This window comes from Pseudomonas sp. 30_B, assembly GCF_017491605.1.
In the GTDB taxonomy this organism is placed as follows: Bacteria; Pseudomonadota; Gammaproteobacteria; order Pseudomonadales; family Pseudomonadaceae; genus Pseudomonas.
This window is the reverse complement of sequence record NZ_JAFGYY010000009.1, coordinates 202,997-227,912: the sequence shown is the minus strand read 5'-3', so window position 1 is coordinate 227,912 and position 24,916 is coordinate 202,997. Positions and strand designations below refer to the sequence as shown.

Here is a 24,916-nt window from a genome sequence, read left to right as displayed (position 1 = left end):
AGACCAACTATTCTTGTCGGAATGGGTAAAGGGAGAAACGAGGAAAAAGGGAGGTTTCCCCATGCGTTGCCCCTCGGCATTGCCGAACGAAAGCGAACGCCTGAGTGCGCTTTCCGACTATGGATTCGACGATGAAGCCCTGGTTCCCAGCCTGGACCCGGTGGTGCAGATCGCCGTGCGCATGTTCGGAATGCCGGTGGCAGCGGTGAACATGATCGGCAGCGACCATGTGTTCTTTGCCGCGGCCACGGGGGTTGGCGAGGTGGACATGGGCCGCGACGTGTCCTTCTGCGCCCACGCCATCACCCAGGACGAGGTGATGGTGGTGCCCGACGCCTGCCGCGACGAGCGCTTCCACGACAACCCTCTGGTGACCCAGGCTTCCGGCATACGCTTCTACGCCGGGGTGCCCTTGCTCTCGGTGGAGGGCCATCCGCTGGGCGCCTTGTGCATCATCGACAGCCAGCCCCACGACGATTTCTCCGGCGAAGACCGCGAGCGCCTGCGGGAACTCGCCCGCATGGCTGCCGACCGCCTGGAACTGCGTCGCATCGAAGTGATGTCGGCGCGTACCCGGCCGCTGTTCGAGGAGTACGCCGGCAGCTCGCCCACGCCAGTGGTCTGGTTCGACTGCTGGGGTGAAATCGTGGCCTGGAACGAGGCGGCCGCCACTCTCTACGGCTATCCGCTGGAAGAGGGGGCCGGGCAGTCGTTCGAGCTGCTGTTGCCGGACAAGGGACGCGCCGCGTTCCGCAGCCTGATCAACCGCGCCATCGACGCCACTTCGCTGGACGGCATGGAGGTGCCGGCGGAGATCACCGGTGTGCGTCAGGACGGCACCGAACTGCCGCTGGGGCTCACGCTGTTCTGCTGGACGGAGAAGGGCACCCTCAAGTTCGAGGCGGTGCTCAAGGACCTGACGGTACTGCACCAGGAAGAGGAGGCGCTGCGTCAGCTGGCCAGTGTCGATGTGCTCACCGGCCTGGCCAACCGTGGGCGCTTCTACCGGGTGACGGAGGAAATCCTGGTGCAGTCGCACCCGGCTGCGGTGCTGATGATCGATCTGGACGGCTTCAAGGACGTCAACGACTCGCTGGGGCATGCAGTGGGCGACGGCATCCTGCGTGAGGTCGCCGCGCGCCTGCAGCGCCTGGCCAGCGCGGAGGCGACGGTGGCGCGCATCGGCGGCGACGAGTTTGCCATTCTCGAACCGAACCTGATCTCGCCCGAGCAGGCCATGCGCCTGGCCAAGGCGGCCATCGCGCGCATCGCCGAACCCATCGTCATCAATGCCCATGAAGTGCGGGTGGCTGCCAGTTGTGGCGTGGCGCTCGCGCCGCTACATGCCCAGGAAGCGCTGGAACTGGTCGGTGACGCCGACCTTGCATTGTTCAAGGCCAAGACTAGCGGGCGTGCCGATGCCTTCGTCTTCGTGCCGGCATTGAAGATGGAAGCGGCGGCGCGGCACCTGTATGGCATGGAATTGCACCGCGCGGTGGCCAATGGCGAGTTCCTGCTGTTCTACCAGCCCCAGGTGAGCCTGCGCGATGGCTCCCTGCAAGGGGCGGAAGCCCTGATCCGTTGGCAGCATCCGCAACGCGGTCTGCTATCCCCGGCAGCGTTCCTGCCGTCGCTGGAGGGCGGCCCGCTGGCGGCAATCGTTGGCGCCTGGATTCTCGATGAGGCCTGTGCCCAGGTTGCCTACTGGCGGCGCAATGGTGCGCCACTGATGCGCATGGGGGTGAACCTGTTCGGCGCGCAGTTCCGCATGGGCAATCTGGTCGCCCAGGTGCTCGAGGCGCTGGAGCGTCACGGCCTGCCGGCCGAGGCCCTGGAGCTGGAGATCACCGAGAACATCGCGCTCGACCATGACGACGTGGTGCTCGAAACCCTGCGCACGCTGCGCAGTTACGGTGTGGGGCTGGCCTTCGACGACTTCGGCACCGGCTATGCGTCGCTGAGCCTGCTCAAGACCTACCCGCTGAGCCGGATCAAGATCGACCGTTCCTTCGTGATCGGCATGCTGGAGTCCCAGCAGGATCTCTCGGTGATCCGCGCCATCCTCGACATGGCCCGTGGCTTCGAGCTGGAGACCATTGCCGAAGGCATCGAAACCTCGGCCCAGCGTGATCGCCTGCGTGCCGAGCGCTGCGCGGAGGGGCAGGGCTACCTGTTCGCCAAGCCGATGCCGGCCAACCTGTTCGAGCAGGTCTTCGGGATCGGCGGTCGGCAAGCGAACCTGGCCTGAGCGACGCGAGGCGAATTTTCGTCCGGTGGATTGATCTCGCACGGGGAAATCGCTCGAAGCCTGCACATTCGCGGCGGAAACTGTTTCCTCCTTTGCCTTGAGCTGACTACCCTGTAGGGCAGATCGGGACGTGACGTCCAAATCCAGACGCCTTCGCCACGAACGGCTCGGCAGGATGGAACCTTCAAAACAGGGCCGCAGACTTTAAGGAGTGCAGATGGCGGGAGCGAACAAGGGCAGCATGGGATTCTGGAGCTGCACCGCGCTGGTGGTAGGCAACATGGTCGGCTCGGGGGTGTTCCTGCTGCCGTCGAGCCTCGCGGCTTACGGTGGACTCAGCCTGTTCGGCTGGCTGGTGTCGACCACGGGGGCGGTGCTGCTGGCCTTCACCTTCGCCCGGCTGGCGCGGCTCAACCCTGGCGCTGGCGGGCCTTACGCCTATACCCGCGACGGCTTCGGCAGCTTTGCCGGCTACCTGTGCGCCTGGACCTACTGGAAAGCCGCCTGGATCGGCAACGCCGCCATCGCAGTGACCCTGGTGGGTTACCTGCGGGTGTTCATTCCGGCGCTGGCCGACCCGCTGCTGATGGTCGCCACCGCCATCGGCGCCATCTGGCTGTGCACCTTGATCAACCTGCGCGGGATCACCGCGTTCGCCCTGGTGCAGAACCTGCTCACCGCGCTCAAGCTGATTCCGCTGATCCTGGTGGGCATCCTCGGCTGGTTCCACTTCAACCCCGACTACCTGACCATCCCCGCGGCCAGCGAGCTGCCGAACATGGGCTACGCCCAGGCCATCGCCACCACGGCGGCGCTGACCCTCTGGTCCTTCATCGGCCTGGAATCGGCCACGGTGCCGGCAGATGACGTGCGCGACCCGAAGAAGACCATTCCCCGCGCCACGCTGTTCGGTACCCTGGCGGCCGCGGCGGTGTACATCCTGTCGATCACTGCCGTGCAGGGGCTGATGCCGCCGGAAGTGCTGGCCAAGTCCACCTCGCCGTTCGCCGACGCCGCGCGCATCCTGTTGGGCGACTGGGGCTACTACCTGGTGGCGGCGGGGGCGGTGATCGCCTGCCTCGGCGCACTCAACGGCTGGGTGCTGCTGCAGGGACAGATTCCGGTGGCGCCGGCCCGTGACGGGCTGTTCCCCGAGTCCCTCGGCAAGCTCAACAAGAACGGCGCCCCGGCCAACGGGCTGCTGGCCTCGGGCCTGCTGGTCACCGCGTTGGTGATGGTCGACGGCCATGGCGAGCTGGTGGAGGTGTTCAACGTCATCATCCTGCTCGGCACCATGACCGGCGTCGTACCCTATGCGTTCTGCACCGCGGCGCTGCTTCAGCTGTTGGCGGTGAAGCCGGACTCCTTCTCGCCGCGCTCGCGTCCGCAGGTGCTCGCAATCGGCTGCCTGGGCTTCCTCTACTCGCTATGGGCGCTGTACGGCACCGGCGAGCAGGCGATCTTCTGGGGCTTCCTGGTGTTCATGGCCGGTATCCCGATGTACACCTGGCGGCAGTACCGCAACCGTGCCCAGGGGCTGCCGCTGGCGGCCGGCGACTGAAAAACGCTTTCGGCATGATCTCGTCAGATCAGGTACTTGATGGCGGATTTGCAAGCCAACTCTAGCCCGATGCCGTGGGCTGTGTCACAGACCACGGCATCGACTTTTGATCTTGCCTTGTTATAGTGACGCGATTTCCGACATCTGTTTCTGACGCCAAAAAAAGAACTGTATGCCGGCCCTTGCGGCGGTCAGCCGCACCCCGGCATGAAGCAGGCATTCCCGAGGACATTCCGTGACCGAGTACAAAGCATTCCGCGTCGAACTGGCGGACAAGATCGCCCATGTGCAGATCAACCGCCCGGAAAAACTCAATGCAATGAACGCCGACTTCTGGAAGGAAATCATCGAAATCTTCCAGTGGGCCGACGAAACGGATGAAGTCCGTGTGGTGGTCCTGAGTGGCGCCGGAAAGCACTTTTCCGCCGGCATCGACCTCGCCCTGCTGGCCCAGGCTGCCAGTCATCTGGGCAAGGACGTCGGCCGCAATGCCCGCGCACTGCGCAAGGTCATCCTCGAACTGCAGGCCTCGTTCACTGCGGTGGACAAATGCAGCAAGCCGGTACTCGCCGCGATCCAGGGCTACTGCATCGGTGGCGCCATCGACCTGGTCTCGGCCTGCGACATGCGCTACTGCAGCAGCGATGCGCAGTTTTCCATCAAGGAAATCGACATGGGCATGGCTGCCGATGTCGGCACCCTGCAGCGCCTGCCGCGCCTGATCGGCGACGGCATCATGCGCGAGCTGGCCTACACCGGCCGCAACGCGGACGCCGAGGAAGCCCGGCAGATCGGCCTGGTCAATCGCGTCTACGCCGACCACTCCGCGCTGCTCGACGGAGTCATGGAAATTGCCCGGCAGATCGCTGCCAAATCGCCGATCGCCATCCGTGGCACCAAGGAAATGATCAGCTACGCCCGCGACCACCGTGTCGAGGATGGCCTGGAATACATCGCCACCTGGAACGCCGCCATGCTGCAGTCCGCGGACCTGCAGACCGCCATGATGGCGCACATGAGCAAGAAGAATCCCGAGTTCGCCGATTGATGCCCATTCATTCTTCTTGCGCGCAGGAGGCGCACTAGGCCGATGGTTACCGGAGCCACGTCCCTCAGTCTGGTTCGCGACGAATTGTTCGCCACGATGGAAGAGGCCGAACAGAACCTCGAGCACTTCATCGCCGAGCGTCAGAACGGCAACCTGCTGCAGCACTCGGTCGAGTGCCTGAGCCAGATTCGCGGCACTCTCAATCTGATCGAACTGGCCGGTGCCGAGCTGCTGGCCCAGGAAGCGCTGAACCTCGCCCATGACATTCCCGCCGGGGTCAGCGAGGATCGTGACGGCCAGTTGGCGGCGCTGGGTAATGCGCTCTACGTGCTGCGCCGCTACCTGGAAAACCTCGAGGCGCATCGCCAGGAAATCCCCGAGCTGCTGCTGCCGGCGATCAACGACGTGCGCCAGGCCGCCGGCCAGCCAACGTTGCCGGAGAGTTTCTTCTTCAGTGCGCGGCTGGACCTGCCGCGCCCGCTGCGCGCGGTGACCGTGCCGCAGGTGGAGGATCCGGAGCGCGAGGTTCGCCGGTTGCGGCAGATGTACCAGGTTGGCCTGCTCGGGCTGATTCGCGAACAGAATCTCTACCCCAGCCTGAAGCTGATGAGCCGCGCCCTGGCCAGGCTCGACCTGCTGCTGGGCAGTGCCTCGCGCACCCGCCTGTGCTGGGTCGGCGCCGGTGCGCTGGAGGCGCTGGTGGATGCCCAGATGCTGCCGCGCAAGACGCGCAAGCAGGTATTTGCCCGCCTGGACCGCGAGCTCAAGCAACTGATCGGCAATCCGCAGTACGAAACGCCGCGCCAGATGCTCAAGGAACTGCTTTATCTCACCGCCCTGGCCGATACCCGCGGCCCGCGCGCCAGTGAGTTGCGCCAGGTGTTCGGCCTGGCGCCGCTGCCGTTCACCGATCATCTGCTGGAAGACGAATCGCAGCGCCTGTCCGGCCCTGGCCAGTCGGTGATGCGTTCGTTGTCGGTGGCGATCCGTGAGGAACTCACTGCGGTGAAGGACCAGCTCGATCTGATCGAGCGCGGCGTATCCCAGGCCGATGCGTTGGGCATCCTGCATGCCCAACTGGGCAAGCTGGCCAAGACCCTGGGCATGGTCGGCCTGAACTCGGCATCCATCGCCCTGCAGCACCAGCACACGGTGGTGGCGGGGTGGGTCGCCAAGGGCGCAGCCGACGATGCGGGCGCCCTCAATGCACTGGCCGACGCCTTGCTCTACGTCGAGAGCATGGTGGGCAACCTGGAGCGCGGCGAGCGCCCGAGCACGCGTGCGGTGCCGCTGGGCGAGGAGGAATCCTTCGCTGTGCACCAGCTGGCCGAGGCGCGCATCGTGGTGATCGACGAGGCCCAGGCGGGCCTTGCGCTGGCCAAGCGGGCGATCACCGCGTACCTGGAATCCAACGGCGACAAGCTGCACCTGGCCAACGTGCCCCTCAGTCTGCAGGCGGTGCGCGGCGGTCTCTGGTTCCTGGGCCAGGAGCGCGCAGCATTGCTAGTCGGCGCCTGTGCCGATTACATTCAGGGGCAGATGATCGAGACGACGCAGATGCCGTCCGAGCAGATGCTGGAAACCCTGGCCGATGCACTGACCGGCCTGGAGTATTACCTGGAGGGTGGAGCCATGATGCGGCCTGAAGGCCAACCCGACGTGCTGGACGTCGCCAGCGAGAGCGTCAAGGCGCTCGGCCTGACGGTGGCCGCCTGATGCGTACCGGACGTTGGGAATCCTCGATGTTCGAGGTGGCTGCCAATGGTGGCTGGGCGGTTGCCCACTGCCAGCAGCAGTTCCTCGGCGACAGCAACGGCGTACTGTTCCCCCGTGACTGGCTCAAGCGCCAGGACCTGGCGGTACTCTCCGAGCATGCCATCGGCCACTTCGACGGCGAGCCGGTGTACCTGCTGGAAATCGACCGCCCGGACCCGCTGGAAGGGGCGAGCTGGATTGGTCTGCGCCAGTTCATGCTGGAGGGTGAGGAAGACATCTTCGCCATGCTTGGCTTCGCCAGCCAGATCGGCATCTGGTGGCGGCAGAACCGCTTCTGCGGCAGCTGCGGCCAATCCAACCTGCGCATGCCCCGTGACCGTGCCATGCAGTGCGAGGCGTGTGGCATCCAGCGTTATCCGCTGCTGTCGCCGAGCATGATCGTGCTGGTGACCCGTGGCGATGAACTGCTGCTGGCGCGTTCGCCGCGCTTCGTCCCCGGCGTGTACAGCACGCTGGCCGGCTTCGTCGAGCCGGGCGAGTCAGTGGAGCATTGCGTGGCCCGCGAGGTGCGCGAAGAGGTCGGGGTGGAGATCACCAATATTCGCTACATCGGCAGCCAGCCCTGGCCGTTCCCGCATTCGCTGATGTTCGGCTACCACGCCGAATACGCCAGCGGCGAGATCGTCATGCAGCCGGACGAGATCGAGGACGCCCGCTGGTTCCATATCGACGACCTGCCGCGTCTGCCGGCCGGGCGTTCCATCGCCCGCTACCTGATCGAGCTGTACCTGGCGCGCCGCGCCGGCCGGCCCGACCCCATTCTGTCCGGCGCCTGAGGTTTCAGGCGCCCGCGCTGAACCAGTGCTGCCACGCCAGGCGCACGGTCAGCGCCAGTACCACCAGGATGAACACCGGGCGGATGAACTTGGCGCCGCCGCCGATGGCGGTGCGCGCGCCGAAGTAGGCGCCGATCATCAGGGCGCTGCCCATGCACAGGCCCATCACCCAGATCACCTGGCCGGAGGCGACGAACACCGCCAGGGCGAGGATATTGCTGACGAAGTTCATGCTGCGCGCCACACCGCTGGCGCGCACCAGGTCCAGTGGGTACATCAGCAGGGTGCTGACGGTCCAGAAGGCGCCGGTGCCGGGGCCGGCTACGCCGTCGTAGAAGCCCAGGCCCAGGCCCTGTGGCCATTGGCGGCCCTGGGCGATCTTCGGATCGGCGTCCAGCGGGGCTTCCGGCGTCTTGCCGAACAGCAGGTACAGCCCGCAGCCGAACACCACCACCGGCAGCATTCGGTTCAGCCATTCCGCCGGCATCAGGTGCGCGGCCCAGGCGCCCAGTGCGGCGCCGATGGCGGTGCCGATGATGCCGTTGCGCCATTGGCGCGGGTGGAACAGCTTGCGCCGGTAGAAGGTGTAGCTGGCGACGGCGGCGCCGAAGGTCGAGCTCAGTTTGTTGGTGCCCAGCGCGAGGTGCGGCGGCACGCCGGCGGTGAGCAGGGCGGGGATGGTCAGCAGTCCGCCGCCGCCAGCGATGGCGTCGATGAAACCGGCAAGGAAGGCGACGCCGGCGAGGATGACGAGGGTGGTGGGGTCGACAACGAGTTCGAAGGGCATGGGATCGGCCTTGATCGGGGGCCCGTCGTCCCGCTCCTTTGTAAGGAATGGGGACGGCAGGGAAACGTTAACGGGCCCGAAAGCTGCGACGGTCTGGCTGGCCGCGCAGGTACGCGGTGCGCATAATGCCGGCAATTCCACGTGTAAGGAAATCATTCGATGCAGTACGACGGTCTGGCCTGGGTCATTGCCTTCGTCGCGTTGCTGGCCCTGCTGGTGGCGGGCCGCATTCTGTTCGACCGTCACTGGTTTCTCGGCTGGCTGCGGGGCATGGCGGGCCTGGCATTCATCGCCCTCGCCGTGCTGGTGGGGCTGGTGGCCTGGGATCTGCGCAGCTACGACCCATTGCCGCAGGAACGTCCGCTGGTCACGCTCAGTTTCAAGCAATCGAGTCCTCAGCGCTTCGAGGTGACGCTGCTGGAAGGGGATCAGGAGCGCCGCGTGGAGCTGGCTGGCGATCTCTGGCAGTTGGATGCTCGGGTACTGGAGTGGCGGGGGCTGGCACGGCTGATCGGCCTGGCGCCGGGGTATCGCCTGGAGGACCTCAGCGGGCGCTTCCTGGCGGTCGAGCAGCAGGCGCAGGGGCGTAAGGTACCGCTGATTGCGGACGTGTTCGGTATCGATCTATGGCGCTGGTTGCGCGACGGCCAGCATGACCTGCTGACCTTCGTCCCGAAGGCCGGGCGGGTGAACTATCTGCCGATGGCCGACCAGGCGGTGTTCGCCGTGCGCTACGGGCCGGGTGGTCTGACGGCGGAGCCGATGAATGCTGCGGCGATCCAGGCCCTGAAAACCTGGCAGTGATCCGCGTGCTTGCGTAGGAGCGGACTCTGTCCGCGATTGGCATCCGCCGTGAAGAAATCGCGGATAAATCCGCTCCTACGAAAAGCCCATGTTCCGCCCATGAAAAAGGGAGCCAACCGGCTCCCTTTTTCAATTCGGTGCCCAGCCTCAGGCGAGGAAACCGCCGTCCACGTTCAGCGTCACGCCGGTGGTGTAGCTGGAGGCATCGCTGGCGAGGTACAGCACGGCGCCGGCCATTTCGCTCGGGTCGGCCACGCGCTTGAGCGGGATGCGCTGCAGGGCGACATTGCGGATGGCGTCGTTGCTCACCAGCGCCGAGGCGAACTTGGTGTCGGTCAGGCCTGGCAGCAGGGCGTTGCAGCGGATGCCGAACTGCGCGCACTCCTTGGCGAAGACCTTGGTCATGCTGATCACCGCGGCCTTGGTCACCGAGTAGATGCCCTGGAACTCGCCCGGGGTGACGCCGTTGACCGAGGCGACGTTGATGATGCTGCCGCCGCCGTTGGCCTTCATCAGCTTGCCGCCTTCGATGGACATGAAGTAGTAGCCGCGGATGTTCACGTCGACGGTCTTCTGGAAGGCCGACAGGTCGGTGTCCAGCACGTTGCAGAATTGCGGGTTGGTGGCGGCGTTGTTGACCAGGATGTCCAGGCGGCCGAACTGCTCGCGGATCTGTGCGAAGACGCTCTGGATCTGCTCCATTTCGCCGATGTGGCAGGCAATCGCGGTGGCCTTGCCGCCGGCGGCGATGATCTCGTCGGCCACGGCCTGGCAGCCGTCGATCTTGCGGCTGGAAACGATCACGTGGGCGCCCTGTTGGGCCAGCAGCTTGGCGATGGCCTCGCCGATGCCGCGGCTGGCGCCGGAAACGAAAGCGATCTTGCCGTCGAGGTCGAACAGTTGGGTCTTGGACATGGGAGTTCTCCTTGTTCTGGGGCGCCGTTACAGGCGGGACTTGCCGATGACCTGCAGGCTCACCTGTTCCAGCAGCTTGTTGGCGTGGATGAAGGTGGCGAAGCGCTTGTCCTGGGTCTGGCCGTGGAAGAAGCGGTAGTAGATCTGCTGCATGATGCCGGCCAGGCGGAACAGGCCGTAGGTGTAGTAGTAATCGAGGTTGTCGATCTGGATGCCGGCACGCTCGGCGTAGTAGTCGGCGAACTGCTGGCGGGTCAGCATGCCCGGCTCGTGGCTGGGCTGGCGGCGCAGCATCTGCATCGGCTGCGGATCGTCGGCCTGGATCCAGTAGGCGAGGGTGTTGCCCAGGTCCATCAGCGGATCGCCCAGGGTGGTCATCTCCCAGTCCAGCACGCCAATGATCTGCATCGGGTTGTTCGGGTCGAGGATGACGTTGTCGAAGCGGTAGTCGTTATGGACGATACCCGGCTTGTGGTGGTCGGCCGGCATTTTCTCGCGCAGCCACACCTTCACCTGTTCCCAGGCCGGCGCGTCGGGGGTCAGGGACTTCTCGTAGCGGTCGATCCAGCCGCCGATCTGGCGCTGCACGTAGCCTTCGGGCTTGCCCAGGTCGCCCAGGCCGCAGGCGTTGTAGTCGACGTTGTGCAGGTCGACGAACTTGTCGATGAAGCTCTTGCACAGGGCCGTGGTCTTGTCGGCGTCGAGGTTCAGCTCCTTGGGCAGTTCGCTGCGCAGGATGATGCCGTTGACCCGCTCCATGACGTAGAACTCGGCGCCGATCACCGACTCGTCGGTGCAGTAGGTGTATGCCTTGGGGCAGTAGGGGAAGCCGTCGTTGAGCTGGTTCAGGATGCGGTACTCGCGGCCCATGTCGTGGGCCGACTTGGCCTTCTTGCCGAAGGGCGGACGGCGCAGCACCAGCTCACGGTTATCGTACTGGATCAGGTAGGTCAGGTTCGACGCGCCGCCGGGGAACTGGCTGATACGCGGCTGCCCCTGCAGGCCGGGGATGTGCTCCCGGAGGTAGCCGTCGATCACGGCGGCATCGAGTTCTTCGCCTTCGCGGGAGCGGATGGTCTGGTCAGTCAACGACATGCTGGTCCCTTCTTCTACTGGTCTTCCCCACGGGGCCCAAGGCACCGCGCGAGGTGGCGCGCAGGTCGGCGTCCGGCTCTGGCTGGATCAGACAGAGCAATGATGGCGCCGGGTGATCATTGGCTAATCTAATGTCGGCCCCTGTCCCTAACAAGCGTTCGAAGCCGTTATTGGCGCCCGTGTTGAGCCTCGATCAGGCTGCCTGATTCGCGGGCTGCACATGGGCGCGGGCATAAAAAAACCGGAGTCATGGACTCCGGTTTTTCGTGCTGCTCGGGCAGGTCGCCTCGGATCAGACCGGGAACAGTTCGCCCAGCTTCATCGCCAGCATCATGTCGCCTTCGGCGCGCAGCTTGCCGGCCATGAAAGCCTGCATGCCGTCGGTTTCGCCGCTGGTGATGCCCTTGAGGGTATCGCTGTCCATGATCAGGGTGACGTTGGGGGACTCGGCGTCGCCCTGGACGACTTCGCAGGTACCGTCCTTGACCACCAGATAGTGGTTGTCACCGTCTTCGATGTTGAACTGGAACACCAGGTCCAGGCCGGCGGCCGCGCTGGCGTTGAACTTGCTCTTCATGGTGGAAACGATGTCAGCAACGCTCATGGTTCTATTCCTTTTCTAGGTTTTCTCGCGCGACGGTCAAGGTCGCAATGGGCCGGTACTCAGCGATAGGTGATGAGTTCCGGCGCCTTCAACAATTCCAGATGCACGTGACTGTTGAAGGAAGCCAGGGCCACTTCGCTGCCGCGGAACTTCAGGCGGTTGAGCGAAGTGTTGACGATCTGCCAGTTGAGTTCAAAGGCGTTCAGCGCCGGGATGCCGGTGACCAGCTGCAGCATCGCAGTAATGGTGCCACCGGAGGTGAACACGCCGATGCTGTCCTTGCCGCTTGCCTGTTCCAGCAGGCGCTTGAGGCCGCCGTGGACGGTGTCGAGGAATTCGGCCCAGCTTACCAGCCCATCCTTGGCGTGTTCGCCGGAGACCCAGCGGGCGATCACGGTGGAGAACAGGCGCTGGAACTCGGCGCGGTGGTCGGCGGCGTTGCGCATGATGTGCAGCGCCTGCGGTTCGATTTCCAGCAGGTCCGGCAGGTGCGCGCGGATCACCGCATCGGCTTCGAATTCGTTGAAAGCGGAGTCGATTTCCAGCGCCGGGGTGGCGATGCCGGCGTCGCTCAGCCGACCCATCACCGCTTCGGCGGTATGGCGCTGGCGGCGCAGGTCGCCACTGACGCAGCGGTCGAAGCGCAGCCCCAGGTTCGCCAGGTGTTCGCCGAGGACTTCCGCCTGGCGCACGCCGGTGGGCGAGAGCACGTCGTAGTCGTCGGCGCCGAACGAAGCCTGGCCATGTCGAATCAGGTAGATGCTTCCCACGCGCAGTATCTCGGCAGGGCTGAAAGTTCCGGGGAGGTTATGAGGATCACCTGGGGCTGTCAACGAAAAAACATACGCTTGTTTGAATGCCATTCGCTGGACTGATACAGCGGTTTGCCAGCGCTGGTGGCGGGCCTGCGGCGTGGGTATGCTTGCGGGATTCGCTGCGCTCGCCTGGCGGGCTCGACCAGAATCGTAAAAGGGGATGTGAGTGGAGTTTCTAGCGGATTACGCGGGTTTCCTGGCCAAGACCTTCACCGTGGTGGTGGCCATCGTCATCGTCCTGGTGGTGATCGCCGCGCTGCGCGGTCGTGGCCGTCGCGGCGGCAGCGGACACCTGGAGGTGCACAAGCTCAACGACTTCTACAAGGAGCTGCGCGAGCGCCTGCAGCACAGCGTGCTGGAGAAGGCCAAGTTGAAGGCCCTGCGCAAGTCCGAGGCGAAGTCGGCCAAGGACGCGAAAAAGAAGAAGGGCGGCGAGAAGAACCGCGTCTACGTGCTCGACTTCGATGGCGACATCAAGGCCTCGGCCACCGAGCAACTGCGCCATGAGGTGACCGCGCTGCTGTCGCTCGCTACCCCGCGCGACGAAGTGGTGCTGCGACTGGAAAGTGGCGGCGGCATGGTCCACGGCTATGGCCTGGCCGCTTCCCAACTGGCGCGCATCCGCCAGGCCGGCGTGCCGTTGACCGTCTGCGTCGACAAGGTTGCGGCCAGCGGCGGCTACATGATGGCCTGCATCGGCGAACGCATCCTATCCGCACCCTTCGCCATCCTCGGCTCCATTGGCGTGGTGGCGCAGCTGCCCAACGTGCACCGTCTGCTGAAGAAGCACGATGTCGATTTCGAGGTGCTCACCGCCGGCGAGTACAAGCGCACCCTGACGGTATTCGGCGAGAACACCGACAAGGGCCGCGAGAAATTCCAGGAAGACCTGGAAACCACCCATGAGCTGTTCAAGCGTTTCGTCGTCCACTATCGCCCGCAGCTGGCCATCGACGAAATCGCCACCGGCGAGGTCTGGCTGGGCCAGGCGGCGCTGGGCAAGAAGCTGGTGGACGAGCTCAAGACCAGTGACGAATACCTGGCCGAACGCGCCCGCGAGGCGGATGTCTACCAGCTCAGTTACGTACAGAAGAAGTCCATCCAGGAACGCTTCGGCGTGGGCGTCAGCGGCGTGATCGACCGCGTGCTGGTGACCTGGTGGGACCGCCTGGGGCGCAGCCGTTTCTGGCAATGAATGATTGTCGTCGGGCGCCGGGATCGCGCCCGTTTTAGCGAATTCGAAAGAGGAGGGTCGAGATGAGTGCATTCAAGGCGTTGTGGGTCACCGAGTCGGCGCACGGCGTGTACGACCTGCAAGTGACCGAGCGGCAGGTTGCCGATCTGCCGGCAGGCGAAGTGCTGGTGCGGGTGAAGTATTCCTCGCTGAACTACAAGGATGCGCTGTCCGCCAGCGGCAACCGTGGCGTCACCCGCAAGTACCCGCACACCCCCGGCATCGATGCCGCCGGTGTGGTGGAGGAGTCCTCGGTGGGCGAATTCGCGGTGGGCGACGAGGTGATCGTCACCGGCTACGACCTGGGCATGAACACACCGGGCGGCTTCGGCCAGTACATCCGCGTGCCCGCGGCCTGGCTGATCAAGCGTCCGCAGGGCCTGTCGCTGCGCGAAGCCATGATCCTCGGCACCGCCGGCCTGACCGCCGCGCTGTGCGTCGACAAGCTGGAGCGCGCCGGCGTGACGCCGTCCTCCGGTCCCGTCTTGGTCACCGGCGCCACCGGCGGCGTGGGCAGCATCGCGGTGATGCTGCTGGCGAAACTGGGCTACACCGTGGCGGCTGCCACCGGCAAGCTGGAACAGGCCGAACTGCTCAACCGTCTCGGCGCGCGGCAGATCCTCGATCGCGCCACCGTTTCCGACGGCGTCGACAAGCCGCTGCTGCGCGAGCAGTGGGCCGGCGCGGTGGACACCGTGGGCGGCGACATCCTGTTCAACGTGGTCAAGTCGCTGCAATACGGCGGCAGCGTCGCCTGCTGCGGCCTGACCGCCGGCGCCGCCTTCAAGGCCACCGTGCTGCCCTTCATCCTGCGCGGCGTGAACCTGCTGGGCGTGGACTCGGTGGAGCTGCCCCTGGTGGTCAAGGCATCCATGTGGGACAAGCTGTCCTTGCAGTGGAAGCTCGACAACCTCGAAGCGGCCGTCCGCGAAGTCACCCTCGACGATCTGCCGGCTGCCATTCACCAGATCCTCGCCGGCAAGCTGGTTGGCCGGGTGCTGGTGAATCTCGGCTGATCCCTCGATTGATTCGGGGCCGGACCTAGGGGTCAGCCCAGGTCCGGCAGCAGGTAGTCCTCCCACAGCGAGTCGGCGAACTGGCGGCGAAAGAAGCCGAAGTGGCCGATGCGCTTCACGCCGATGTCTTCTGGTGCGATTCGTTTCACCGTCTTCGGCGCGCCACGGTAGAAGCCGTGCAGCGACTCGGTGTTGCGCCCGGACATCATCTCGTCGTCGGTGAAGGAGATGGAGGTGATCGGCGTGCGCACCGATGAATAGGCCTCGCGCACCGCGCCGCCTTCCGCGCCCACGGCGTATTCCGGGTCCAGGCACCAGCGCCGCCATTGCTCGATCACCCCACGCGGCAGGTCGCCGACCACGCCCAGGCGTTTGCCTGGGAAATAGCCCAGCAGCGGTGTGAGGGTTGGCGCCAGGCAATACCAGAGCAGCCAGGCCTTGTGCCGCAGCCCCTTGGTGTTCTCGCGCCAATAGCCGCTGCCGGTGGCGATGGTGAAGGCGCGCTGGATGCGTTCGTTGCCGCGCACGAAGGGCAGGATCTGCCCGCCGAGGCTGTGGCCGATCCAGTACACGGGCAGGTCGCCGGCGGCTTCCACTACAGCATCTAGCATTGCGCTGCAGTCGTGGTTGCCCCAGGCCAGCACATCCACCTCCAGATCCCGCAGGTGGCCGCTGCGGGACTGGCCCATGCCGACGTAGTCGAAGGTCACGGTGAGATAGCCGCGCTCGGCCAGCCAGTGAGCGAAGGCGCTGTAGAAGCGCTGCTCGACACCCATGGCGGGGACGATCAGCACCGCTCCACGTGCATTGCCGGGCGGGTAGTGCCAGTGGCTGGAGAGGCTGTGGCCGTTGCCGTTGTCCAGTAAGCGGGGGAGCGGGGTGATCATGGCGGGGTTCCTCAGGCCTGGCTGACGTACATGGTGATATCGGCGCGGAACACCTTCTTGTCGCCAACGTAGGCGAGCACCGGGACGACGACGTCGCCTTGCTGGCTCCAGTCGATCGCGCGGCCATCGGCCACGGCGCGGACATCACCGTCGGCCTTGGCCAGGTATTCCACCGTCATGCCACGGGGAATCCAGCGGCGGCCTTCGGGGATCGACACGTCGGTCATGGTCCCGGCGGCCAGTTCGGCCGCGTTGCACAGGGCGATGGCGTGCACGGTGCCGATGTGGTTGAGCACTTCGCGGCGTTTGGGGAAGGTGACTTCCGCATAGCCCGGGCGCAGTTCGACGAACTGCGGGGCGATGCTGGCGAAGTAGGGGGCGACCTGGCCGATCATGGCGCTGAACTGCGCGGGGCCGGCCTGCTGGTACATTTGCATCATCTGACTCATGGCAACTCCGAGGAAAAGCGGATTGAAGATGGATGCGCGCCCAGGCAGTATACGAAGACTAGAAATTAATTCTAGAAAAATATTCTAGAATTCTGTTCGAGCGGTTTTTCTCCACAGGAACCCCATGGCCCGACCTTCCCGCAAAGACGACATCCTCCAGGCCGCGCTGGCCTGTTTCAGCGAATCCGGCGTCGACGCCACCACCATCGAGATGATCCGTGACCGCTCCGGTGCCAGCATCGGCAGCCTCTACCACCATTACGGCAACAAGGAGCGCATCATCGGCGCGCTGTACCTGGCGGGCGTCGGCCAGTACGCGGCTTTGCTCGACGCGGGGCTGGAAGAGGCAAAGAGTGCGGAGGACATCGTGAAGCTGTTCGTCACGTCCTACATCGACTGGGTGTCGGCCAACCCTGAGTGGGCGCGCTTCATCCTGCACAGCCGTGGGCGCGTGGAAGCGGGGGAGGTGGGCGAAGAGCTGCGCGAGGCCAACCGCCAACACGGCCGACGTATCGCCGAACTGCTGGCCGAGCACCGCAAGGCGGGGGCGTTCAAGGCGTTGTCGGCGGAGTTGTTCAACTCCGTGGTGATCGGCCCAACCCATGATTACGCACGCAATTGGCTGGCCGGGCGCACGCGGGTGGACCTGATCGAGTGCCGCGAGCAGCTGGCGCAGATCGCCTGGGAGAGCGTACGGGCCTGACAGCTTTCGTAGGAGCGGACCTTGTCCGCGAAATCCCGACCTTGCTGAAGAGCTTCGCGGAGAAGCTCCGCTCCTACGAGAGCCGTTCGTGCCCGCGGCGAGGTGGCATGCGGGGCACCCTGTAGGAGCGAGCTTGCTCACGAACGGATTTCCCGGCGGCGCTGAAGCTGGTCGGGTTCGCGAGCAAGCTCGCTCCTGCGAAGATCAAAAGCAGAAATGAAAAAGCCCCGCAGTGCGGGGCTTTTTCATATCGACCGGATCAGGCCAGCTGACGGCGACGGAACAGCGGTTGCGGCTGGGTCACCGAGGTCTGATAGACCTCGGAGAAGTCGTCCAGGCTGGCCAGCGCGTCGTGCGGGTCGCGGTCGGCGCGGATGGCGTAGGCGTCGAAACCGCAGCTCTGCATGAAGAACAGCTGGTCGCGCAGCACGTCGCCGATGGCGCGCACTTCACCCTTGTAACCGAAGCGCTCGCGCAGCAGGCGTGCGGTGCTGAAGCCGCGGCCGTCGGTGAAGGCGGGGAAGTTCACGGCGATGACCTTGAACTTGTCCAGGTCTTCGGCGATGGCTTCGGGCTCTTCGTCCGCATCCAGCCACACGCCCAGGCCGCCGTCGCGGCCGCGCAGGGCCGGGCCGTGTTCCAGCCACAGGTTCAGCGGGATGATCACGTCGTCGCAGTTGGGCACGGTTTCCAGGGTCGCGTCCTTGGGCAGCAGGTGCCAGCGGTCGTCGACGACCTCGCGGTGCTTAATGATTCGCTGCATATACGCGCTCCTTGAAGGGGTCGATGCCGATGCGACGGTAGGTATCGAGGAAACGTTCCTCTTCGGTGCGCTGTTCCACGTAGACGTTGATGATCTTCTCGATCACGTCGGCCATCTGCTCCTGGGCGAAGGACGGGCCGAGGATCTGCGCGAGGCTCGCCTCCCGGCTGGCGCTGCCGCCGAGGGAGACCTGGTAGAACTCCTCGCCCTTCTTGTCCACGCCGAGGATGCCGATGTGGCCCACGTGGTGGTGACCGCAGGCGTTCATGCAGCCGGAGATGTTCAGGTCGATCTCGCCGATGTCGAACAGATAGTCCAGGTCATCGAAGCGACGCTGGATGGCTTCGGCCACCGGGATCGACTTGGCGTTGGCCAGGGAGCAGAAGTCACCGCCCGGGCAGCAGATGAGGTCGGTCAGCAGGCCCACGTTGGGGGTGGCGAAACCGTTCTCACGCAGTTCGCCCCAGAGGGTGAACAGCTGCGCCTGCTCGACGTCGGCGAGGATGATGTTCTGATTATGGCTGTTGCGCACTTCGCCGAAGCTGTAGCGGTCGGCGAGGTCGGCGACCACGTCCAGCTGCTTGTCGGTGATGTCGCCAGGCGCCACGCCGGTGGGCTTGAGCGACAGGGTCACGGCGACGTAGCCGGGCTTCTTGTGGGCGAAGGTGTTGCGGCTGCGCCAGCGGGCAAAGCCGGGGTGTTCGGCGTCCAGCTGGGCGAGGGCGGCGTCCTGGTCTTCCAGGGCCTTGTAGGCCGGATCGACGAAGTGGGCGGCCACGCGTTGCAGCTCGGTATCGGTCAGGGTGCTCGGACCGTCCTTCAGGTTCGCCCATTCGGCGTCGACCTTCTGGGCAAAGACTTCCGGGGTCAGCGCCTTGACCAGGATCTTGATGCGCGCCTTGTACTTGTTGTCCCGACGGCCATAGCGGTTGTATACGCGCAGGATGGCGTCCAGGTAGGACAGCAGGTGCTGCCAGGGCAGGAATTCATTGATGAAGCTGCCGACGATCGGGGTACGGCCCAGGCCGCCGCCGACGGAGACACGGAAGCCCAGCTCGCCGGCTTCGTTCTTCACCGCTTCCAGGCCGATGTCGTGCACCTCGATGGCGGCACGGTCGCTCACGGCGCCGTTGACGGCGATCTTGAACTTGCGCGGCAGGTGGGCGAATTCGGGGTGGAAGGTCGACCATTGGCGGATGATCTCGCACCAGGGGCGCGGGTCCACGAGTTCGTCGCGGGCGACGCCGGCGAACTGGTCGGTGGTGGTGTTGCGGATGCAGTTGCCGCTGGTCTGGATCGCGTGCATCTGCACGGTGGCCAGCTCGGCAAGAATTTCCGGCACGTCTTCCAGTTCCGGCCAGTTGTACTGGACGTTCTGGCGGGTGCTGATGTGCGCGTAGCCCTTGTCATAGTCGCGGGCGATCTGCGCCAGCTTGCGAACCTGCTTCGAGGACAGCAGGCCGTACGGCACAGCCACTCGCAGCATGGGCGCGTAGCGCTGGATGTACAGGCCATTCTGCAGACGCAGCGGGCGGAATTCCTCGCCGGTCAATTCGCCTGCCAGGTAGCGGCGGGTCTGATCGCGGAACTGCTTGACGCGATCTTCTACGATCCTTTGATCGTATTCGTCATATACGTACATGAATCTTCCTGCTGTCAGGCTATAGCGCTCAGGCGTACTGCGTATCCCAGCGCGCACGGCAACGCGCTCCACGCGGAGTGGGCGCACGATACCAGTTCGGGAATATGCGCAAAAGTGATGTTTGAGTATATGGCGAGAACTTTTGGATCTATGCCGCGCCAGGTCTGAAACACAGGCGGGCCGGTGCCACGGAATGGGGCGAAACTCCCGCGAGGCGCCGGTGTGTTTCACCGACGCGGGAGACGCGAATCAGGCCTCGCGGCCATGGGCGGCGTCACGCAGTTGCGCGGTGTCGACGCGCACGAAGATCGAGTCGCCGATGCAGGTCAGCACATCGCCCGCATAGACCTCGCAGATGACCCGGCTCTTGCGCCCGACCTCACCCTCGACGTGGGCCTTCAAGGTCAGCGGCACGCCCATGGGCGTCGGCTTGATGTACTTGATGCCCAGGTTGCCGGTCACGCAGTCGATGCGCGGCAGGTTGCCCGGCTCGCGGCCTTCGGCGCGGTAGTGGTAGGCCATTGCGGTCCAGTTCGAGTGGCAATCCACCAGCATGGCGATCAGGCCGCCATAGACCAGTTCCGGCCAGCCGCAGTACTTGGCTTCGGGCAGGTGCTCGGCGACGACGTGGACGCCGTCCTCGTGCCAGTGGCTCTTGATGTGCAGTCCGTGCGGGTTTCTGCCGCCGCAGCCATAGCAGACGCCTTCCGGCGCGACCGTGTCTTGCAGTGAATCCAGGTGCATAGCCTTTCCTGATTGCGTTTCGCTTGTTCTTGTCGAAGGCGCAGCCTAACGGCTTTGGCGGTATCGCGGAAAGAGGAGGTTCCTTGAGGGGCGGGCGGAGCTGGTCTTAACTCTCGGGTGTGGTCCTTCAGCCAATAACGAGAACATGGGGGAAGCATGAGCGAAGAATCGTCCAGCAAGACCAGCGACAGCGTCGTCGATGCGCGTGCCGCGTTCATCTTGATCCTGCTGGTGGTTGCCACCGCGGTGTACTGGGTCAGCCATCAGTGACAGCGATGCCGGCGGGTCGCTCTGCGCGGCCCGCTTGGCACTTTTGATATGCCTTCTTCCCTGTTTCCATATCTGAACGGCCGATTTCGGGGGCTCGACATAGCGCCTGCGCAACTGTCTGGTCGGTGAGTCTGGTTGATTTGTTGCCTCAGATGCTACCTCCCTGCTGCAAGCGAGATATTTCGCTGGATATCCGAAGATCACCTCTTCTAATGCTTCTTCTCTAACTTATTAGTCTGCGAATTGTTGTGAGAGCTCTTGCAGGGTGATTGTTCTGCCTTGGGATATTTCTCCTGCATTTCATTCTTTACTTGGATGAATGCTGTCTCTCTTCAATGGAAGAGTCAGATGTATTGAGTGGAATATTCTGTTTGAATCTGAAATTTCTGAAGGGAAGTGTAGGCTTCTTCTTGGAATTTCTATTGTTCAGTTTTTGGGATTGAATAACACGGGATTTTTGGCACTCTGCATATCTCCGGTCAGCCCTCGAATCGACTGTTAGGTGATATCTGGAAAAGTCCGAGTGAATCCTGGATGAGAGATATTCTGAATTTTCGGGTTTCGAAAGTTGATTGGGCCGCACTGTGAAATAGACGTGCGCAACGACTGTCGTCGAGTGCCGACAGCAGTGCGTGCTCGCATTAATTAAGGGATCGTAAGGCAGGATCACGATGGCATCCGAAAGTTTTCAGAATGAAGTTCCAAAGGCCCGCGTCAATATCAAGCTCGATCTGCATACCGGTGGGGCTCAGAAGAAGGTTGAGCTACCGCTCAAGCTCATGGTCATGGGCGACTACAGCAACGGCCGTGAGCACCGTTCACTGTCCGAACGTAGCAAAGTCGATATCAACAAGAATAACTTCAATAGCGTGCTCGCCGAGTTTCACCCCAGTGTGAAGCTGGCGGTGCCTAATACGCTGGTTGAGGATGGCTCCGATACCTCGGTCGAGCTGACCTTCCGCAACATGAAAGACTTTGAGCCTGAACACGTCGCCCGGCAAATGCCGGAACTTCGCGCGATGCTGGCAATGCGCAATCTGCTACGTGATCTCAAGTCCAACCTTCTCGACAACGCCACCTTCCGCCGGGAGCTGGAGCGCATCCTCAAGGATGACGCGCTGAGCGACGAACTGCGTGCCGAGCTGGCTCAGCTTGCTCCCCAAGACCGTTAACCGATACTTCAAGGAGAGACTCATGTCCGCAGAAGGGACTGTTGCGCACGCTGGTGGCGCAAGCGTTGTGACTCATGAAGGCCAGAGCGTCTATGCCACGCTGTTCGATAAGATCAACCTCAATCCGGTCTCGACACTGACCGACATCGAGATCTTCCAGGATACCGATGCACTTTCCGAAGTCTCCGCCGACGAGCGCGTCACTGCGGCGGTCAGTGTCTTCCTCGATCTGCTCAAGCGCTCCTCGCAGAAGGTCGAGCGGCTCGACAAGACCCTGCTGGACGAACATATCGCACACTTGGATGAACAGATCAGCCGGCAGCTGGATGCGATCATGCATCACCCGGATTTCCAACGGGTCGAATCGACCTGGCGTGGCGTCAAGTCGCTGATCGACCAGACCGATTTCCGCCAGAACGTGCGGATCGAATTGCTCGACATCAGCAAGGAACATCTGGTGCAGGACTTCGAGGACGCGCCGGAAATCGCCCAGAGCGGCCTCTATGTCCACGCCTACACCCAGGAGTACGACACCCCCGGTGGTGAGCCCATCGCCGCGGCAATTTCCAACTACGAATTCGATCGCGGCCCGCAGGATATCGCGCTTCTGCGCAATATCTCCAAGGTAGCGGCAGCGGCCCACATGCCGTTCATTGGTTCGGTTGGGCCGGCGTTCTTCGGCAAGGAATCGATGGAGGAGGTGGCGGCGATCAAGGATATCGGCAACTACTTTGACCGCGCCGAATACCTCAAGTGGAAATCCTTCCGTGATTCCGACGATGCCCGCTACATCGGCCTGACCATGCCCCGTGTACTGGGCCGTCTGCCTTACGGGCCCGATACCACTCCGGTGCGCAGCTTCAACTACGTTGAAAGCGTGAAGGGGCCGGACCACGACAAGTACCTGTGGACCAACGCCTCCTTCGCCTTTGCCGCGAACATGGTGAAGAGCTTCATCAACAATGGCTGGTGTGTGCAGATTCGTGGCCCTCAAGCCGGTGGCGCAGTGACTGACCTGCCCATTCACCTGTATGACCTGGGCACTGGCAACCAGGTGAAGATCCCCTCGGAAGTGATGATTCCGGAGACCCGCGAATTCGAGTTCGCCAATCTCGGTTTCATCCCGCTCTCGTACTACAAGAACCGCGATTATGCGTGCTTCTTCTCGGCCAACTCCGCGCAGAAGCCGGCGCTGTACGAGACCGCCGACGCCACGGCGAACAGCCGGATCAACGCGCGTCTGCCGTACATCTTCCTGCTCTCGCGCATTGCCCACTATCTGAAGCTGATCCAGCGCGAAAACATCGGCACCACCAAGGATCGTCGAGTCCTGGAGCTGGAGCTGAACAACTGGATTCGTGGCCTGGTTACCGAAATGACCGATCCCAGTGACGACCTGCAGGCATCGCACCCGTTGCGCGATGCCAAAGTCACTGTGGAAGACATCGAGGACAACCCCGGCTTCTTCCTCGTGAAGTTGTATGCCGTGCCGCACTTCCAGGTAGAGGGCATGGACGTGAATCTGTCGCTGGTTTCGCAGATGCCCAAGGCGAAAGCCTAAGCACTCACACGGAAGTCATCCATGAAGATCGACCGCCCCTTGTGGGGGGCGGGGGCTTTGCTGTCCCCGCAACAATTCCAGCAGCAGGCGCGCTGGGAGGCATGGACCAACGAATGCCTGGCGCATTTGTCGCGGGTTCACCCGTGGGGCGTTCAGGTCGCATCGTTCGACCTGGATGCCCTGCGGCTGGGTAAGCTCAAGGCTACCCGGCTGCGGGTGCGGCTGCCGGATGGCACGCTGATCGACAGTGATGCGACCGACCGTTTGCCGCCGGCGCTGGAGCTGTCCCGATTGGCCGAGGGGGAGGTCGCCGTGGCTACTCTGCTGCTGGCATTGCCGCTCGAGCACGCCAATGGCGGCAACTGCCTGACAGGCGACGGTAAACCCTCTCTGCCCACGCGCTATCGCCAGGATTGGCGGGAAGTGCAGGATCTCTATGGTGATGAAACCCAGTCCATGGCTGTTCTGGCGCATGTCCTGTCGCTGCGCCTGGAGAGCGATGACAACGCCGAGTACCTGACCTGCCCGGTGGCACGCGTGGTACGCGACGGGCTGGGTATCTGGACCCTCGATCCGCAGTTCATTCCGCCGCTACTCAGCTTTGATGGTCAGCCACAGTTGCTGGAGCAACTGGATAACCTCATGACCCAGTTGGCGGCCAAACGCAGCCGGCTGATGGGCATGCGTCGGGAGAGCAACCAGCGCATGGCCGACTTCGCCGTGGCCGACGTCTCGCTGTTCTGGCTGCTCAATGCGTTGAACAGCTACCAGCCGGTGCTGGCGGATCTGCTGGCCCATCCGGCGCGACATCCGGAACAGGTCTATCAGGAACTGATCAAGCTGGCCGGCAGCCTGCTGACCTTCTCCCTGGAGCATGACATCGGCGCTATCCCCGGCTACCGGCATGACCAGCTGGAAAACGTCTTCCCGCCGCTGTTCCGGCTGATTTCCACCCTGCTGGAGGCCAGCCTGCCGTCGCGTGTCATTGCGCTCGAGCTCGAACATCCCAATGCGCACCGCTGGCAGGTGGCGCTGCACGATGCCCGGCTGCGCGATGCCGAGGGTGTCGATTTCTATTTGTCGGTGCGCTCCAGTCTCCCCGCAGCGCAAGTGCAGAGTCAGCTCCCACGCTTGTGCAAGGTCGGGGCGCCGGACGATGTCGACCACCTGGTCAACGTGGCCCTCGACGGCGTGCCGCTGTTGCCGCTGAGCCATGTGCCGGCGGCGATTCCGATGCGCCTGGGCAATCAGTACTTCGCCCTTGACTTGGCCCATGCCAAGGCACGGGACATGTTGTCGTCCGGCGTCTGTGCCCTGTATGTCCCCGGCACGCTCGGGGAGGTTCAGCTGGATCTGTTCGCGGTGCTGCGCTCATGACCAGTACATACGGGAAATCCCAGACTGTGGATATCGACGTCTTGTTGCAGGACAGCTACCTCTTGGTCGTGGAGTTGCAGCAGAAAGCCGCGCCGAGGGAGGGCGCCGAACTGTGGAAGCATTGCGCAGCCCAGGTCGAGCACTGTCGCAACAGCCTGATCGATGCCGGCATGAGCCAGCGCACGATCAACCAGATTTGCTATGCGCAATGCGCCCTGCTTGACGAGACGGTGATGCGCAATGCGCCTGAACAAGCCCGTTCCGTCTGGGCCTCGAAACCCCTGCAGGCGCACTTTTTCAATCGCCATCAGGCTGGCGAGCAACTCTACGAGGACATGCGCGAAGCCCTCGCCGAGCCGGCTCCCGACCTGCGTGTTTTGACCTGCTATCAGCGTGTGCTGATGATGGGTTTCCTGGGGCGTTATTCCGAAGAAAGCGCGCCGGAGCGCGAGCACCTGCTCACTGCCCTGAGTGAGTACGTCGAACCCTTCGCTGCTGTGGGAAAGGCGCCCTTGCTGGTTCGTGCCGGCGGCGGTGGCTGGCGCCGTTGGCTCGGCATGCCCTGGCTGCACTTGGCGGCGGCAGTCGTTCTGCTCGCCGGGGTGTGGCTGCTCCTGCACCGTATGCTGGTGGATACCGTCGCCACCTTGTTGCCTGGCCAGGTGTAGA

General features: G+C 63.8%; 23 protein-coding genes. 13 read left to right on the top strand and 10 right to left on the bottom strand.

Going from position 1 to position 24,916, the window contains the following annotated elements; translation table 11 throughout:
• The first annotated feature begins 61 nt into the window (after positions 1 to 61).
• From J5M67_RS12665 to nudC, 5 genes are all read left to right on the top strand, one after another.
• Positions 62 to 2,248: a bifunctional diguanylate cyclase/phosphodiesterase gene (locus tag J5M67_RS12665; protein WP_207885682.1), complete on the top strand. Its 2,187-nt coding sequence runs from the start codon at positions 62 to 64 to the stop codon at positions 2,246 to 2,248.
• A gap of 217 nt (positions 2,249 to 2,465) precedes the next feature.
• Positions 2,466 to 3,809, top strand: coding sequence for an amino acid permease (locus J5M67_RS12660; RefSeq protein ID WP_207885681.1), 1,344 nt, complete (start codon positions 2,466 to 2,468; stop codon positions 3,807 to 3,809).
• Positions 3,810 to 4,044: 235 nt separating this feature from the next.
• On the top strand, positions 4,045 to 4,857 hold the full coding sequence (locus J5M67_RS12655) for a crotonase/enoyl-CoA hydratase family protein (protein WP_207885680.1): 813 nt from the start codon (positions 4,045 to 4,047) through the stop codon (positions 4,855 to 4,857).
• 42 nt (positions 4,858 to 4,899) lie between these two features.
• Complete coding sequence (locus J5M67_RS12650; RefSeq protein ID WP_207885679.1) at positions 4,900 to 6,573, top strand: ferrous iron transporter B; 1,674 nt, start codon at positions 4,900 to 4,902, stop codon at positions 6,571 to 6,573.
• Positions 6,573 to 7,409 carry an NAD(+) diphosphatase gene (nudC, locus tag J5M67_RS12645; RefSeq protein WP_207885678.1) on the top strand — a complete coding sequence of 279 codons (837 nt, stop codon included), beginning with the start codon at positions 6,573 to 6,575 and terminating at the stop codon, positions 7,407 to 7,409. Before J5M67_RS12650 ends, nudC begins: the two co-directional genes overlap by 1 nt.
• A gap of 4 nt (positions 7,410 to 7,413) precedes the next feature.
• On the opposite strand, the gene J5M67_RS12640 is transcribed toward nudC, so the two are convergent.
• Complete coding sequence (locus J5M67_RS12640) at positions 7,414 to 8,196, bottom strand: TSUP family transporter (RefSeq protein WP_207885677.1); 783 nt, start codon at positions 8,194 to 8,196, stop codon at positions 7,414 to 7,416.
• Between the two features lie 159 nt (positions 8,197 to 8,355).
• On the opposite strand from J5M67_RS12640, the gene J5M67_RS12635 reads away from it, so the two are divergent.
• Complete coding sequence (locus J5M67_RS12635) at positions 8,356 to 9,000, top strand: hypothetical protein (RefSeq protein WP_207885676.1); 645 nt, start codon at positions 8,356 to 8,358, stop codon at positions 8,998 to 9,000.
• A 147-nt stretch (positions 9,001 to 9,147) separates the two neighbouring features.
• Here the strand turns inward: J5M67_RS12635 and J5M67_RS12630 are convergent, their stop codons facing one another.
• The 4 genes from J5M67_RS12630 to J5M67_RS12615 all read right to left on the bottom strand — a co-directional run bounded on the left by J5M67_RS12630 (position 9,148) and on the right by J5M67_RS12615 (position 12,384).
• Positions 9,148 to 9,915, bottom strand: a complete 768-nt coding sequence (locus tag J5M67_RS12630; protein WP_207885675.1) for an SDR family oxidoreductase — start codon at positions 9,913 to 9,915, stop codon at positions 9,148 to 9,150.
• A 27-nt stretch (positions 9,916 to 9,942) separates the two neighbouring features.
• Positions 9,943 to 11,010, bottom strand: a complete 1,068-nt coding sequence (locus J5M67_RS12625) for a phosphotransferase family protein (RefSeq protein ID WP_207885674.1) — start codon at positions 11,008 to 11,010, stop codon at positions 9,943 to 9,945.
• Positions 11,011 to 11,302: 292 nt separating this feature from the next.
• Positions 11,303 to 11,614: an SCP2 sterol-binding domain-containing protein gene (locus tag J5M67_RS12620; RefSeq protein WP_207885673.1), complete on the bottom strand. Its 312-nt coding sequence runs from the start codon at positions 11,612 to 11,614 to the stop codon at positions 11,303 to 11,305.
• 59 nt (positions 11,615 to 11,673) lie between these two features.
• A complete protein-coding gene (locus tag J5M67_RS12615) occupies positions 11,674 to 12,384 on the bottom strand; it encodes a histidine phosphatase family protein (protein WP_207885672.1) in 711 nt (236 codons plus the stop codon).
• A gap of 211 nt (positions 12,385 to 12,595) precedes the next feature.
• Between J5M67_RS12615 and sohB the strand changes: the two genes are divergently transcribed.
• Both sohB and J5M67_RS12605 read left to right on the top strand, forming a co-directional pair.
• The gene (gene sohB / locus J5M67_RS12610) at positions 12,596 to 13,624 is read left to right on the top strand and encodes a protease SohB (RefSeq protein ID WP_207885671.1); all 1,029 of its coding nucleotides are present in this window, start codon (positions 12,596 to 12,598) and stop codon (positions 13,622 to 13,624) included.
• Between the two features lie 62 nt (positions 13,625 to 13,686).
• On the top strand, positions 13,687 to 14,679 hold the full coding sequence (locus J5M67_RS12605; RefSeq protein WP_207885670.1) for a YhdH/YhfP family quinone oxidoreductase: 993 nt from the start codon (positions 13,687 to 13,689) through the stop codon (positions 14,677 to 14,679).
• Between the two features lie 32 nt (positions 14,680 to 14,711).
• Here the strand turns inward: J5M67_RS12605 and J5M67_RS12600 are convergent, their stop codons facing one another.
• Both J5M67_RS12600 and J5M67_RS12595 read right to left on the bottom strand, forming a co-directional pair.
• Positions 14,712 to 15,566, bottom strand: a complete 855-nt coding sequence (locus tag J5M67_RS12600) for an alpha/beta fold hydrolase (RefSeq protein ID WP_207885669.1) — start codon at positions 15,564 to 15,566, stop codon at positions 14,712 to 14,714.
• Between the two features lie 11 nt (positions 15,567 to 15,577).
• On the bottom strand, positions 15,578 to 16,015 hold the full coding sequence (locus tag J5M67_RS12595) for a hotdog fold domain-containing protein (RefSeq protein ID WP_207885668.1): 438 nt from the start codon (positions 16,013 to 16,015) through the stop codon (positions 15,578 to 15,580).
• Between the two features lie 124 nt (positions 16,016 to 16,139).
• Between J5M67_RS12595 and J5M67_RS12590 the strand changes: the two genes are divergently transcribed.
• A complete protein-coding gene (locus J5M67_RS12590; protein WP_207885667.1) occupies positions 16,140 to 16,718 on the top strand; it encodes a TetR/AcrR family transcriptional regulator in 579 nt (192 codons plus the stop codon).
• A gap of 259 nt (positions 16,719 to 16,977) precedes the next feature.
• Here the strand turns inward: J5M67_RS12590 and J5M67_RS12585 are convergent, their stop codons facing one another.
• From J5M67_RS12585 to J5M67_RS12575, 3 genes are all read right to left on the bottom strand, one after another.
• Positions 16,978 to 17,481, bottom strand: coding sequence for a DUF934 domain-containing protein (locus J5M67_RS12585; RefSeq protein ID WP_207885666.1), 504 nt, complete (start codon positions 17,479 to 17,481; stop codon positions 16,978 to 16,980).
• A complete protein-coding gene (locus tag J5M67_RS12580; protein WP_207885665.1) occupies positions 17,465 to 19,123 on the bottom strand; it encodes a nitrite/sulfite reductase in 1,659 nt (552 codons plus the stop codon). Before J5M67_RS12580 ends, J5M67_RS12585 begins: the two co-directional genes overlap by 17 nt.
• Positions 19,124 to 19,372: 249 nt before the next feature.
• Positions 19,373 to 19,867, bottom strand: coding sequence for a PaaI family thioesterase (locus J5M67_RS12575; RefSeq protein ID WP_207885664.1), 495 nt, complete (start codon positions 19,865 to 19,867; stop codon positions 19,373 to 19,375).
• Positions 19,868 to 20,808: 941 nt separating this feature from the next.
• Here J5M67_RS12575 and tssB point away from each other — a divergent pair.
• Genes tssB through tssL form a run of 4 tightly spaced genes read left to right on the top strand, consistent with a single transcriptional unit; the run spans position 20,809 to position 24,915 of the window.
• Positions 20,809 to 21,309 carry a type VI secretion system contractile sheath small subunit gene (tssB, locus tag J5M67_RS12570; RefSeq protein ID WP_207885663.1) on the top strand — a complete coding sequence of 167 codons (501 nt, stop codon included), beginning with the start codon at positions 20,809 to 20,811 and terminating at the stop codon, positions 21,307 to 21,309.
• Positions 21,310 to 21,331: 22 nt separating this feature from the next.
• Positions 21,332 to 22,870, top strand: a complete 1,539-nt coding sequence (gene tssC / locus J5M67_RS12565) for a type VI secretion system contractile sheath large subunit (RefSeq protein ID WP_207885662.1) — start codon at positions 21,332 to 21,334, stop codon at positions 22,868 to 22,870.
• Positions 22,871 to 22,891: 21 nt separating this feature from the next.
• The gene (tssK, locus tag J5M67_RS12560; RefSeq protein WP_207885661.1) at positions 22,892 to 24,247 is read left to right on the top strand and encodes a type VI secretion system baseplate subunit TssK; all 1,356 of its coding nucleotides are present in this window, start codon (positions 22,892 to 22,894) and stop codon (positions 24,245 to 24,247) included.
• Complete coding sequence (tssL, locus tag J5M67_RS12555) at positions 24,244 to 24,915, top strand: type VI secretion system protein TssL, short form (RefSeq protein WP_207885660.1); 672 nt, start codon at positions 24,244 to 24,246, stop codon at positions 24,913 to 24,915. Before tssK ends, tssL begins: the two co-directional genes overlap by 4 nt.
• The last annotated feature ends 1 nt before the right edge of the window (position 24,916 follow it).